Raw genomic sequence first — 12,768 nt, forward strand, 5'->3', positions numbered from 1 at the left:
GCAACTGAAAATACCCTTCTAAAATAAAGTGAAACTTTACTCAGTGGGACTTTTACAGGCAGTCCCCCCCCCTCAAACTTCTTTGCTTTCGCTGAATTTTGAGGGGGCGGTGTCTTACTGCCCACAAATAGCGGGATAAATCAACAAGACCACACACCCATTCTTTTAAATACGGGCTTGTAAATCTAGTTATGTAACCATCCATAAAAAGGAATATTACATAGGCTAAGTCTAACATTACATTTTTAAAGTGAGGGGAATAAGCTTATGCACCAATATTGGTATTTGAATTCAAATGGAAACGGGGAGCAATATAATAACCAAATTTCAATGTCATCATTACATTCACAACCTCAAATAACTAAAGCTCAGGGAATGGATGGTCTGAAGGTTCCTGAGAATTTGAGTTGTCGAGTCTATCCATTTGGTTGGGATTCACCAGCCAATTATACGGGTTTCACTCCCGAGCCCCCTCCCTTCCCTTTAGGTCAGCCAATCCATTATGCAGAGATGATGCCCCAAGGACATCCTGCTAATTGGGCTCCATTACCAGGCCATGCAGGTTTTAATTTTCAAAAACCTCCCATCCCCTGGCCCCAACCATTCAATCATACAGGGATGTTCGCACAGGGTCATATTGCCGCTTTACTATCACCGCCAGCCAAAGCTTTTAATTTTAATACCAATAATAACTGGGGTGTTTTTGGAAATTCTCCAGGATGGGGAGGACAGATAAATCCCATGGGATGGGGGAATAACGGGCAGCCAGGAATGCTTGGAAACTTACTGACAGCAGGAAAAGGCACCATGAATGGAATCGGAATGCTTAGTAGTCTAATCGGTATGGGAAAATTCTTCTTTTAGTTAATTAGAACGGGAGGATAGGTCCATAGCTCAAACATGCCCCCTCAATGTATTTATTGTATAGGTTCCAGTACTCCCTCCAAGTTCGTTTGCTAGTCAAGCGAACTTAATTAATAAAATACAAGGGAAAACCTTCATCTTATGTATGAAAGGATCTTTCAATTAAAGATCCTTTTATATTGCTCATTTAACTAAATAAATTGGTTGCATAACGCTCTTCTAACTTTCCTTGCGAAACTTAGCGGATCATCAACGTCTTCGATATTAACGTAAATTAAATTCGGCTCATCACATAACCACTCATTGTGTATAGACGAAACGATTATTCCTTGTTTAATAATTGTAGCAACAAATTCAGTAACTTCTTTTTGTAAGAGCGCTATCCGCCCTAGACATAATGCCCGTCCAGTTTTATTATCTCTTGATTCGAATGAGAAGGAAGTTGTTACTCTAAAACGTTTTCCTAAGATAGTTGCTTGTATTTCATCCCGATTTATTGTTGCCACGCATTTTCCACCGGCGAATCCTTCTTGGCCACCGATAATTCTTGCAAACTGTTAACAAATTAATTCATCATTAAACGCCATACCTTGAATCATCCCCCTTTTACTGTTAGGTTATGAATGAATACATACGTCTGAAACGGTAATGAATCTATTCTATTACAAAAAAGATGATAGCAATCTAACGAAATCTATTAGCTTGATTACTTGAATTAACTCGGCTATTATATGTTAAAACATTTTTAAAGAGCATAAAAAAGACACCCTAAGGTGCCAGCCTCCAACTTGAGAATCGTATCTATGTATGGAGAAATTTAGAAAAGACAAATACTAAAGATAAGGTTCTAACTATAATTTATAGAGCTCTTATGCCATTAATTAATTACATTGTTCATCATAAGAAGAATCCCGTTATATTACTTTCTGACCAGTCTCGTTAAAGCCATCCCAATAAATCCAGCGCCCATTCCTATTAGCCATCCAGCATGAGTATCGCCTAATATAGATCCCACTCCTCCGCCAAGAAACATGCAGCCAACAAATACTAATCCTCCAATTCCCCAATTCGTCCGTTCCATAATCCAATCACACCCTTTCAATAAAACATATGCTTTTAGCTATCTAAACTTTCTTGCATAGGATGGTTAATTTTTTTGCTTAGGTTTAGCACTTTCAGGGATATCTGCTTTCAAATCGGATGCTTAGTACTCTATTTTATAATCAAAAACATTGTTTATGGTGTTAACACCACATGTCTATAAATCTAATAGAAAAGGTTTCCTCAAAACGAAAAATTAGAGGCTTTTATAGCAATGAAGTTCATTTTTCTTTATTTAGCTAGCCGGTAGTTTAGTTTAATAAGTCCAAATGATAAGATAGAAGAAATAATGATGAATATAGGGGCGATTCAAAATGGATAACTGGAGAAATAACACAATTTGGTTTGAACAAATACCAGATGATCTTCAGGCTTGCTTAAACTTAAAAGAAGATAAATTTAATGAGATGCAGCTTGAAAATATTGAGTATTTAACTTTTTGGTATCATAAAAAAAATAAGCTTGGCAACTTTTTGGGTATGCCAGAAAATCTCCTCTATTTAGAATTAAACTGGTCCAATATACACGATTTCCTTGGGGTAGAAAAAATGAATAAATTAAAGCGTTTAGAATTACATTATTGTACTAAATTACAAAATGATTTTGGTTTGTCTGGATTAGCCGATACGCTAGAATATTTACATATTAATCAATCAAAGAAATTTGTACCAAATGAAGAATTATTCTCTCTGAAGAATCTTCGGGTTCTGTGCCTTAATTCTTGCGGTAATCTTGAGAATTTGAATTTTTTAAATCATTTCCCTAATCTAATTGACTTTAGATTTGTTGATACTAATGTGTTAGATGGTGACTTATCACCAATTTTAGAACATCCAACAATCCGAAGTGTAGGCTTTCTGAATAAGAGACATTACAATATTAAAGATGATAAGATGGATGCTTTTTTAAAGGATAAAAATGGTGGAGGAGAATTTAAAACCGTTATCAATTATGGCGAATATGAGACTTTTAGATATATTTATTAACTCAATTGTTCTTAAACTAACGGAGTGCTAATGTTAAATAAGTAGCATTTTTTACTTCCGCTAACGAGAATTATTTAAATAAGCTGTCCATATGGGCAGCTTATTGGATTTTTTCAAATACGCGATATTTTATTTGTCGATAATTTTTTAATCTTCATTATTGATTTCTATTGTACCTGTTCTAGCACTAACCTTTAAAATATTTAATAGATTCTCAGGTGTCTTGATTTCCACTTCATATTCAAATTTAGATTGAGCTAAGTTGTCATCTTCTAATTCGAATTCTTTTTTCACATTAATAATTTCTCCATTTGTATGAGCTAAAGAAATTTCACGAACTTGTTTCTCTGTATAGTTTTCATTCTTTTTCGCATAATTGTAGCCCATACCATAATATCCACCAACAATAGCAATACCACTTACTAAAATAGCAATTACACTTATAATTATTTTCTTTTTATGTTTTAACATTTCCATCCACTCCTTAATAATTAATCATTTATTCCAAATCTTGCTTCAAGTACATTTTCTGCTTGCTCTAATTGATCTTCAAGTATATCTTGTTCTCTTTCTTGTATTTGATATTGTTCAACAGTTATCGTTCCAGCGTGAAAATCTGCTTCTAGCTGATCATCAGATAGATCTATCTTGTCATCTAATTGGTCAATTTCTTTTTTTGCTGCTAAGTACGTATTTAAGTTATCTTCTTTTGCTCCAACTGGTTTCGTATTATTTGCCTTTTCTACAATAGATGTGACTTCGTTTTTGAAATCTTGTGTTTGCTTAGTATCATTCATAGCAGGCCCTGTTTTGTGTGGTTCTTGTTGTAGTTGCGTACCTTCTTTTTGTGATGTATCGTTTTCTACTTTCAGTTGTTGTATTTCTGTATCGTTATCAGCTTGAGTAGAACAAGCTGTTAAGAATAAACAAGACATTGCTCCAATCATCATCCATTTTCCCATTATGTTCTCCTCCCTTTACATGTGCACCTTATCCATGTCCTTATATTACTGAACAAACATTAAAGGAAGATTAATGCGCAAAAAAATAAAATGATATAATTAAATAGTTTCTAATCTTTCTTTAATGTTTCGGAATTATAGTGATACATATAAATAAGAAGAAAAGGAGAATGTTAATGCGAGTTCTTATTGTCGAAGATGAAAAAGACTTACAAAATATATTGGTAAAACGATTAAATGCAGAATATTATAGTGTCGATGGATGTGGGAATGGAGAAGATGCTTTGGATTATATAAGCATGGCTACCTACGATTTGATTGTGCTTGACATTATGATTCCCGGAATAGATGGTTTACAAGTATTACAAAGATTACGTGCGGACAATAATACAACTCCTGTCTTGCTTCTTACAGCTAAAGATACAATTGATGATCGCGTAACAGGACTCGACTTAGGTGCGGACGATTATTTAGTAAAGCCCTTTGCTTTTGATGAGCTGTTAGCAAGAATTCGAGTGTTGATGCGAAGAAAAACAGGAAATACATCTAATGTGTTTGAAATCGCTGACCTAGTGGTGGATTGCAATATGCATAAAGTAACAAGAGGAGATCAAGTTATCAATCTTTCCAGTAAAGAATTTGCTATTTTAGAATATATGATTCGTAATAAAGACGTTGTGTTGACACGAGATAAAATTGAGCAACATGTGTGGAATTACGACTATGAAGGTGGCTCGAATATTATTGATGTTTACGTCCGCTATCTTCGCAAAAAAATTGATAGCCAGTTTGAAACGAAGTTAATTCATACAGTACGAGGAACTGGTTACGTATTGCGAGTAGAATCATGAAAAGACTATCAATAAAAATGAGAGTGACCCTATGGTATACGGGGCTAGTTGTAATTATTATGGCACTCGTGTTAGCTTTTATTTTAACTTCGTCAGATAAAGTTTTGCTTTTTAATATGAAAAATCAATTGAAGAGTACAGTAAAAGAAAGCATTGAAGATATCGAATATAAGCATGGACAGTTAAAGATTGACGATGAATTTGAGGCCTTAGAAGATGGAGTAAATATCATCATTTATAGTAAACAAGGTGAGCTGATGGCAGGACATAATCCAACAACCTTTAATAAAAAGGTATCGCTTAAATCCGATGAAATACAAACCATTAAAGACGGTAATAAGGAATGGATAGTATATGATTTTCTCCATAATGTAGGCGGCGATGAGCAAGTCTGGGTTCGTGGCATAATGACCATGAATCAATTATCATCGACCATGAATACGCTTATTGTGGTAACACTCATCTCATTTCCATTACTTATTCTCATTGCGGCAGTGGGAGGATATTTTATTACGCAAAGAGCGTTTCGACCTGTGCAACAAATGAGTGATTCAGCCAGTGAAATTGGTGATGGTAAAGACCTTTCGAAGAGAATTAATTTACAAGGTTCATCGAAAGACGAAATGTATCATTTAGCACAAACCTTTGACAAAATGTTTGAGCGATTGGAGACATCATTCGAAAGTGAAAAACAATTTACATCTGACGCATCTCATGAATTAAGAACACCAACATCTGTTATTATTTCGCAATGCGAATACGCTTTATCGCAGAGGAATAATTCGAAAGAAATGGAAGAATCGTTAGAAGTAATTTTAAGGCAATCGCGTAAAATGTCCGCGTTAATCTCGCAACTCTTATTATTAGCACGAGTTGACCAAGAAAAGCATAATACTTTTCAATTTGAATGTATCAATATGAGTGAATTAACGGAAATCGTTGTAGAAGAGCTTTCATTAATGGTTCAAGAAGCTTCGATTAATATAACAACACATATAGAGGAAGACCTGTTTATTAAAGCAGATCAAACATTGATGATGCGTTTATTAATGAATTTACTAACGAATGCGATTGCTTATAGCAAAGCGAACGGCACTGTGAATATGCAACTGTTCCGGGATGAAACCAACATAATAGGTAAAGTCTCCGATAATGGCATAGGCATCAGCGAGCAGCATATTGTGAAAATATGGGACCGCTTCTATCGAGTTGACGCAGCACGAACATCTTCAAACAATGGAAACACAGGTTTAGGATTGTCGATGGTAAAATGGATTATAGAACTACACGGAGGAGAAATTACCGTTGAAAGTGAATTAGGAGAAGGCAGTACTTTTACATTTAAACTACCAATTGAAAACCGAGCATAATGTATGCTCGGTTTTAGCTTTAGAATACAGATTGATTAAAAAGCTCTCTTCAGTCCTTATTTAAAAGTAAATACAAAAACTCCATTTTGAAAAAAAGCGATCAAAATGGAGTTACTCTTTTTAGCTATATATGAGATTTTATAAAACCATCTACTTAAATCTATTTTCCAAGTATACCATTCAACAATCTGAAATATTCTAATCAACATAGATCATGACTTTAATCAGCTCCCAACAAACTTCTGTACCCACCTAAATTTTGAGCTGGGAGTTTTACTTTCCACAAATAGTAAGAGGCTAAATATATAGTAAAACCCCAGAAATCCAAAGGTCTCTGGGGCTTCATTATATATTTAGCTCTTTTTGCTTTTTGTTTTGTTTATGTCTATGCAGCAATTTTCGACTTATGAGAGAAATCAGTAATAAGATCAGTATTAGTATGAAAAGTTGCATAAATGATAAATCAAAATATTTAGCACCTGTAACTATTAAAAGTGTAGAAATCGTACCTTTTACAATGAAAAAAATAATAATCCATAATCCGCCTTTTTTCCAGTTCATTTTTATTTTACCCTTTCCTACGTTTTAATTCTTAAATGGGACACCTTAATAGAAATCTATTATATTAATAAAAAAGTAAACTTTTTCACAAAAATCATGTCCAATTACATGTGACGACTTCATAATAAATGAAAATGATATTCAGTGTCAATTTTATTGACTATTTGAATATCTATTTATCATCTCAATCTCTTTCTACTTCGTTTCTTATAGGCAATGAACTCTTGTTTTCAAACAAAAACACCTCCATTGAATTTGCACACTAAATATGCGAATTCAAGAGGTGTTTTTTCATGTACCATCAGATAAGATTTCCTGCTTTATTTATTTCTTGATACGTAGCTATTTTCTAGTACACAATAACTGGATCATTAGTGTTCAAACTATCATATACAGTTTTTGCAACATTAGGAAGAAGGTTTACACACCCGCCTGATCCCCCTGTTAAATAAGCATTATTTGCCCAGTCTTTTCGCCAGCCTGCATCATGGAATCCTTGGCCACTATTTGTGAATGGAACCCAGTAATCTACTTTAACTGCATAATCAGCTTTACCTACTGCGCTGCCTTTCAGCGTGTATGGTGTTCGTTTATATAGAACGTACCACACACCTGGTGATGTATCTTCACTCGTGCTATGTTTACCAGTTACTACATTTGTTGTGACGACTAATTTCCCATCTTTATAAATCCAAATTTGTTGATCTGCAATTGAAACTTCCGCATACGTGTCTCCGATGCCATTATTCGATGTTGTTTCATAGCCGATACCTTCCTTCTCCCAACCATTTCCATGGATATTAGAAGCAGATAGCGATTTTTCACCCTTTTCAAAAGCTTGTTGAACTTGTTTTGTTTCTTTTTCAACATCTAGTGCCCAGCCGTAGCCTTGTCCTTTTACTGATATGACCGAACCGGAATGGGTTTTAAAGCTGAAATTTTTATTTAATGTTGATTTAGCATTATTAATTTCAGCAATCTTATTCTTAATGTCGCTCGCATCGATTGTAACTTTCATATCCTTTGACATAGAGGCATTTTGAATTAAATCTTTCGCTTTTAAAGGATACACTTCATTCTGCACTTTATATTCAACTGACTGCCCAAGAAGATTCTGTAGTGCTTTCTCCTCTTTTTTAACAATCGGATCGTCTTCTTTAATAGGCTGTATGTATGTAGACTTCAGATGAATTTCACTTTTATACTTCTGCTTGTCGTAATCTTTCAGTAGACTAGTAACGTCATACTGTTTTCCATCAACGCTCTTCGAAATAACAACTTTTCCTTGTTCCAGCTTCGCCATAGCATCTTGAGGCGCTTGTAGTTTTTCATTCATAGAGATGAGCTTTTCTTCTACAAGTTTTTTCATCGTTTCACTACGATACTGATCCTCCTTTTCCGGTAGCACTGAATATTTTTTTTCCTTTGAGGAAGTGAAAAATGTCCACTGGCTTTTTAATAGTTTCTTAACTTGAGGCAAATCTTTTTCCGTAAGTTCCGTTTTTGTATCTTTTTCATCTAAAATTTGTTGTTGATCAACATAGACTTTGTTTTCTAGTCCAGATGTTTTTAATTTCTGTATTGCCTGATCAGCGTTCAGACCACCGACTTTTGTGTCATTAATCGTAACATTTGAATTGAAGTGAGTTGCCTGATAATAACTCATTCCTCCAATGAGAAGTACAATTACACCAACACCCGCTGCAATAAGCTTCCAATTTGTAAAACGTTTGCTTGATCTTACTCGTTTTCTCTCAACCTCTTCAACTGATTCATTTATTGGATTATTGTTCATCAATCTTTCCCCCGTATACATTAACGTCAATCGATTTTAAACTAAAACCATTGACTAGTGTACCTTATTTTTCCTAAAATTTCATTATTTTTAAAAAGATTTTATCGCATTTAATTAATTAAATTCGGATTTTTCAATAGTACGATACATTGAATAACCCTTTACAAGTAATAAAGTGAAACTTTAATTAACTGTTACACCAAGGGATTTAGCTAAATCTCTTGTGAAAGCTTTTTCTCTTTACGTAAAATACGAAGTATGTTCTCCATTTTTATGAACATCACCCCTAATTTTGTCAAAAACTTTTACATTATTAGTTTATATAATTCTGTTATTAATGTTAATTTTTTTTTACATTTCAAAAAAAATAAACGATAATCCTTCTACATCTTAGATAGAAAGAATACCGTTTTTTCGTTTAGAGTATTTGTATATACTTCCAAATATTAAGACGCTAGCATGGATGATGCCCCCAGGTATGAGAATCTAAAGTATTTGAATAAGAAACTTTACTCCGTTCGTTATAGTTATTTACATCATAATATAATTATATATATTTCTATCTTAAGGACTGAAAATAGCTATTTAAAAATATAGTTGCAAATTTTATTTCGATCTTCCTTGCACCCAAGCAGCAATATCATTTATAACATACTCAGGGATATTAGCAGGACTATAATATTCATCCGGTTTACTTAACTCCCCATCTCCTTCTGTAAAGAAGTGATTTAACTTTGGATATAGTCGATAATCAACGTTATCTCGCTCTTTTAATTGTTCTTTCCAAAGAGGAATTTCGATTTTTGATTGAACTTGATAGTCTCTTTCTCCTTGAATAATAAGAAGCGGTGTCTTTTGTTCTTTTGACATTTCTGCTGCTTTAATTTTACGAATAGAATCCCAAAATACTGCTGATCCTAAATAAAAATCTTTTGGAGGATTCTGACTAGAGAAATTGGGATCATTTAATAATTCAAATTGCGATTTGTAAAATTTATATTCATCCAGTTTCATTGCTCCAATGGAAAAAAGATACTCAAATTGATCTAAAACAACATCTTGGATCGTACGGGCTGGTCCGCCCATCACGATTGCCCCAGCAATATTTTGATTTTGGTCTTTTTCAATCATTTTCGGAAGCATCATTCCACCTTGACTATGACCAAGAATATAAATTTGATTCTTATCTATCATAGGTTTATTTTGAAGAAAATGAGTCACAAGAAGAGCATCATCTGTTGTCTCTTTATCAACTGTATAAAAAGGACTGGACTGTGTTTTCAATCCATGTTCATAAGTTCGTTTATTATAGCGAAGGACAGCAATTCCTTTCGAGGCAAGACCCTCAGCTAAATCGCGAAATGGTTTTAAAGTAAACGCTGTTTCATCCTGATCGCTTGCCCCAGATCCTTGAACAAGAATAACCGCTGGGAAAGGACCCTTTCCCTTCGGAACAGACAATGTTCCTGGTAATGGAAACGCACCACTTCCAACTACTACTTCTTTATCAATGAATGATTCAGGCTTACTATATGATGGACGCTCTGCAACAGGACTAAACGACATACTGAGTTGAAAATCATCTATTTTTCCAGATGGATCTAGTTTAATTAGTAAAGGTACAGTAAATTGTTCAAAAGCTAATTTAATCTCTACATTTGTATGAACGGAATTTGTCTCTTTTTGTGATACCTCTCCAATTCCCACAAAAGTACCTGCTTGTAATTGCACAGGGAGTCCCTTCCAATAGCTCTTCAGCCATTCTTCGGATATTATTTTCTGTAATGATCGAGAAGTTAAATCAATTGCAGATTTATAATCTTCTGTATCCAGATAACGGATAAATGAAAGGGTAGTAGCTATAACAGGGTTTTCATCTTCAGTATTGCCTATTTTTTTATATTTGTGTTTGTTTCCTTTAATGTCGAAATAAATTGGTGATAGAATGGATTTTTATATGTACCAGGATATAAGCTTGATTTCAATACATCCATATTCCGTCCCTCATACAAGCTTGAAGAACTCGCGAAATTTTTAGGTGAAATTACTTCCTCCGCATATGAAACTGAAGGAATAGTTATTGCACAAATGGCACCGACAAGTAATAACTTATTCCCTATTGTTTTTTTCGTGCTCATATTTATTGATTCTCCCTTCAAAATTAAGATTTTTTAATACAGAATGCCATGTACTATAAGGAAAATTAATATTATCAAAGAGATTAATAGTCTACTTTATGATCCCCCCAGATTAAAAAGCTATTATAAACAAACTTCAATAAAAAATGGCTGCACCCTCTTTTTTTGAGTGGATTTTTGAGTGACATGGAAGGACCAAGCTGACTCACATGTTCGTCCTGGTTGAAGGGAGTTCATTAACATCTCCATTGTGTATGTATATTTAGTTTTGGTCTTGTCCGAGAGAAAACTCACAGCTTTCCTGTGTCATGGAAGGATAAAATCCTGGAAGAAACTGTTTAACAGTTTTCTCTTAGGCTTTTTTTGTTTTTTTTTTGGTAAGAATAAAATTGGAGGTGTCTTTTAGATGAGTAAAGATTGGATTAAAGTATTTATTGCTGCTTTCTTTGAAATTTTTTGGGTTATTGGTTTAAAAAATGCTGATGACTTTTGGACTTGGACGGGGACTATCATTGCTATATTTTTCAGCTTTTATTTAATGATCATGGCAGGAAGAAAACTTCCCGTGGGAACTGTTTATGCTGTTTTTGTTGGGTTAGGTACAGCTGGAACTGTCTTTTCTGAAATCCTGTTCTTTGGTGAACCATTTAAAGTGGGAAAAGTACTCTTGATTTTATTTTTATTAGCTGGAGTAATTGGCTTGAAATTAGTTACAGATGACAAAGTTCAGAAAGGTGATGAATCCTAATGGCGTGGATTTCTTTAATCTTAGCAGGTCTTTTTGAAATGTTTGGTGTTGCTATGATAAATAAATTGCATAAAGATCGAAATTGGAAATCATTAGCTTTGTTAATTCTCGGATTTGGATTAAGTTTTATATTTCTTGCTTACGCAATGGAAACACTACCTATGGGAACAGCTTATGCAATTTGGACTGGAATTGGTGCGTCTGGAGGTGCAATTTTAGGCATGGTTTTTTATGGCGAATCAAAAGACTGGAGAAGACTTATCTTTATAGGTATGGTTTTAGGTGCTGCAATAGGTTTAAAACTCGTTTCATAAATGATTTTTTAGATTGTACTATGAAGAAGATAATCTGTTTTTATTAAGCAAATTATCTTCTTCATTTTTTATTGTTATTCAACAAAATGGCCCAATTGTTGAATAGAATGACTTGCATTTTTTTAACAACTTTATAAATCTAATAAAGTCGGTTTTTTTGAATGTATACTTTTGTTGGTGTTTTCTTAGAAATATGGATAAATAGAAGAAATTCAGTGTTTGCAATGAAATGAAAGTAAGCTTTTGTAAAAGTTTACTTTCATTTCATTTTATTATTACTGGCTAAGTAGTTTAGAGTTTCTTGTCCTATTTTCAAAAGGTTGAGACTTTCATGTCCCGTTATTGAGACAAGAAAGTGCCTACAAAATTTATGATAATGGCTATTTATCAACGATTGTTCATGAGATTTTAGTTTAGACTTTTATGTCTTTCTACATTAGTGTAAAAGGACATGAAAATGGATACTTTTTAGACAAGAAAGTAGAACCTTCATGAATACCTTTTGTTACTTATGTAGAATTACCCCTACAGATATTGTCCCAATGGGACAGGTACATGACTGGTATTCTTTGCTTTGGCAAATCAAAATCTTATTTAAAACGTGGAAGTCATTCTTTCAAATTCATCATTGTAAAAAGATAAAACCAGAACGATTGGAGTGCCATTTATATGGTCAGTTGATTGCCATTCTACTCTGTTCTTCTATCATGTTTCAAATGCGCCAATTGCTCCTCATGAAGAAAAAACGAGAGCTTAGTGAGTATAAAGCCATATATATGATTAAAGACTATTTTCTTCTTCTATTCCAAACTATACAAAAAAACACCCAAGAGGTATCAAAGGTGTTACTTCGCCTGTTCAATCTCCTACAGCAAAACGGGCGGAAATCTCATCGATATGAGAAAAAAAGGTCTTTGATATATTAGGTGTCGTTTACAATTGTACCCTGTCTGATAATCAAGCCGCTTAATTCAAAAAAGTGAAACCCGTTAGGGTTTATTTCGTATGCAAATCTTTCAATCACCTACACTTGCCCTTTAGAAAAAAGAAACAATCTCGCCTAAAATTGACTTTGCAT

At 33.8% G+C, this 12,768-nt stretch carries 12 protein-coding genes and 2 pseudogenes; 7 read left to right on the forward strand and 7 right to left on the reverse strand.

Annotation, left to right across the window (positions count from 1 at the left end):
* The first annotated feature begins 267 nt into the window (after nucleotides 1-267).
* On the forward strand, nucleotides 268-864 hold the full coding sequence (locus tag ABH960_RS25565; RefSeq protein ID WP_404449216.1) for a hypothetical protein: 597 nt from the start codon (nucleotides 268-270) through the stop codon (nucleotides 862-864).
* Nucleotides 865-1,055: 191 nt separating this feature from the next.
* Here ABH960_RS25565 and ABH960_RS25570 read toward each other — a convergent pair whose 3' ends face one another.
* Nucleotides 1,056-1,409 carry a DUF1259 domain-containing protein gene (locus ABH960_RS25570; RefSeq protein ID WP_404449248.1) on the reverse strand — a complete coding sequence of 118 codons (354 nt, stop codon included), beginning with the start codon at nucleotides 1,407-1,409 and terminating at the stop codon, nucleotides 1,056-1,058.
* 374 nt (nucleotides 1,410-1,783) lie between these two features.
* Entirely contained in the window at nucleotides 1,784-1,945 is a 162-nt protein-coding gene (locus ABH960_RS25575; RefSeq protein WP_002190108.1) for a hypothetical protein, read from the reverse strand.
* A gap of 334 nt (nucleotides 1,946-2,279) precedes the next feature.
* On the opposite strand from ABH960_RS25575, the gene ABH960_RS25580 reads away from it, so the two are divergent.
* The gene (locus ABH960_RS25580) at nucleotides 2,280-2,951 is read left to right on the forward strand and encodes a hypothetical protein (RefSeq protein ID WP_061674497.1); all 672 of its coding nucleotides are present in this window, start codon (nucleotides 2,280-2,282) and stop codon (nucleotides 2,949-2,951) included.
* Between the two features lie 147 nt (nucleotides 2,952-3,098).
* On the opposite strand, the gene ABH960_RS25585 is transcribed toward ABH960_RS25580, so the two are convergent.
* Both ABH960_RS25585 and ABH960_RS25590 read right to left on the reverse strand, forming a co-directional pair.
* Nucleotides 3,099-3,422, reverse strand: a complete 324-nt coding sequence (locus tag ABH960_RS25585) for a PepSY domain-containing protein (RefSeq protein ID WP_002161193.1) — start codon at nucleotides 3,420-3,422, stop codon at nucleotides 3,099-3,101.
* Nucleotides 3,423-3,442: 20 nt separating this feature from the next.
* Nucleotides 3,443-3,913, reverse strand: a complete 471-nt coding sequence (locus tag ABH960_RS25590; protein ID WP_002128054.1) for a hypothetical protein — start codon at nucleotides 3,911-3,913, stop codon at nucleotides 3,443-3,445.
* A gap of 176 nt (nucleotides 3,914-4,089) precedes the next feature.
* Between ABH960_RS25590 and ABH960_RS25595 the strand changes: the two genes are divergently transcribed.
* Together ABH960_RS25595 and ABH960_RS25600 are read left to right on the forward strand one after the other, a co-directional pair.
* Complete coding sequence (locus tag ABH960_RS25595; RefSeq protein ID WP_219303061.1) at nucleotides 4,090-4,764, forward strand: response regulator transcription factor; 675 nt, start codon at nucleotides 4,090-4,092, stop codon at nucleotides 4,762-4,764.
* Entirely contained in the window at nucleotides 4,761-6,134 is a 1,374-nt protein-coding gene (locus ABH960_RS25600) for a sensor histidine kinase (RefSeq protein WP_404449219.1), read from the forward strand. The genes ABH960_RS25595 and ABH960_RS25600 overlap by 4 nt, the downstream gene beginning before the upstream one ends.
* A gap of 345 nt (nucleotides 6,135-6,479) precedes the next feature.
* On the opposite strand, the gene ABH960_RS25605 is transcribed toward ABH960_RS25600, so the two are convergent.
* The 3 genes and pseudogenes from ABH960_RS25605 to ABH960_RS25615 all read right to left on the reverse strand — a co-directional run bounded on the left by ABH960_RS25605 (nucleotide 6,480) and on the right by ABH960_RS25615 (nucleotide 10,628).
* Complete coding sequence (locus ABH960_RS25605) at nucleotides 6,480-6,695, reverse strand: hypothetical protein (RefSeq protein WP_193665134.1); 216 nt, start codon at nucleotides 6,693-6,695, stop codon at nucleotides 6,480-6,482.
* Between the two features lie 349 nt (nucleotides 6,696-7,044).
* The gene (locus tag ABH960_RS25610) at nucleotides 7,045-8,490 is read right to left on the reverse strand and encodes a L,D-transpeptidase family protein (RefSeq protein ID WP_404449222.1); all 1,446 of its coding nucleotides are present in this window, start codon (nucleotides 8,488-8,490) and stop codon (nucleotides 7,045-7,047) included.
* Between the two features lie 606 nt (nucleotides 8,491-9,096).
* Nucleotides 9,097-10,628: pseudogene (locus tag ABH960_RS25615) on the reverse strand (alpha/beta hydrolase).
* A gap of 406 nt (nucleotides 10,629-11,034) precedes the next feature.
* Here ABH960_RS25615 and ABH960_RS25620 point away from each other — a divergent pair.
* From ABH960_RS25620 to ABH960_RS25630, 3 genes and pseudogenes are all read left to right on the forward strand, one after another.
* Nucleotides 11,035-11,376 (forward strand): DMT family transporter, encoded by a 342-nt coding sequence (locus ABH960_RS25620; RefSeq protein WP_002090534.1) that lies wholly within the window; start codon nucleotides 11,035-11,037, stop codon nucleotides 11,374-11,376.
* A complete protein-coding gene (locus ABH960_RS25625) occupies nucleotides 11,376-11,690 on the forward strand; it encodes a DMT family transporter (protein ID WP_002090532.1) in 315 nt (104 codons plus the stop codon). The genes ABH960_RS25620 and ABH960_RS25625 overlap by 1 nt, the downstream gene beginning before the upstream one ends.
* A gap of 521 nt (nucleotides 11,691-12,211) precedes the next feature.
* Nucleotides 12,212-12,660 (forward strand): annotated as a pseudogene (locus tag ABH960_RS25630) (transposase); the annotation flags it as partial.
* Nucleotides 12,661-12,768 lie beyond the last annotated feature (108 nt).

The organism is Bacillus sp. RC252 (genome assembly GCF_044909215.1).
GTDB lineage: Bacteria > Bacillota > Bacilli > Bacillales > Bacillaceae_G > Bacillus_A > Bacillus_A mycoides.

Coding starts and splice junctions, on each gene's coding strand:
- ABH960_RS25565 (WP_404449216.1), top strand. CDS start 268: ATGCACCAATATTGGTATTTGAATTCAAATGGAAACGGGGAGCAATAT.
- ABH960_RS25575 (WP_002190108.1), bottom strand. CDS start 1,945: ATGGAACGGACGAATTGGGGAATTGGAGGATTAGTATTTGTTGGCTGC.
- ABH960_RS25580 (WP_061674497.1), top strand. CDS start 2,280: ATGGATAACTGGAGAAATAACACAATTTGGTTTGAACAAATACCAGAT.
- ABH960_RS25585 (WP_002161193.1), bottom strand. CDS start 3,422: ATGTTAAAACATAAAAAGAAAATAATTATAAGTGTAATTGCTATTTTA.
- ABH960_RS25590 (WP_002128054.1), bottom strand. CDS start 3,913: ATGGGAAAATGGATGATGATTGGAGCAATGTCTTGTTTATTCTTAACA.
- ABH960_RS25595 (WP_219303061.1), top strand. CDS start 4,090: ATGCGAGTTCTTATTGTCGAAGATGAAAAAGACTTACAAAATATATTG.
- ABH960_RS25600 (WP_404449219.1), top strand. CDS start 4,761: ATGAAAAGACTATCAATAAAAATGAGAGTGACCCTATGGTATACGGGG.
- ABH960_RS25605 (WP_193665134.1), bottom strand. CDS start 6,695: ATGAACTGGAAAAAAGGCGGATTATGGATTATTATTTTTTTCATTGTA.
- ABH960_RS25610 (WP_404449222.1), bottom strand. CDS start 8,490: ATGAACAATAATCCAATAAATGAATCAGTTGAAGAGGTTGAGAGAAAA.
- ABH960_RS25620 (WP_002090534.1), top strand. CDS start 11,035: ATGAGTAAAGATTGGATTAAAGTATTTATTGCTGCTTTCTTTGAAATT.
- ABH960_RS25625 (WP_002090532.1), top strand. CDS start 11,376: ATGGCGTGGATTTCTTTAATCTTAGCAGGTCTTTTTGAAATGTTTGGT.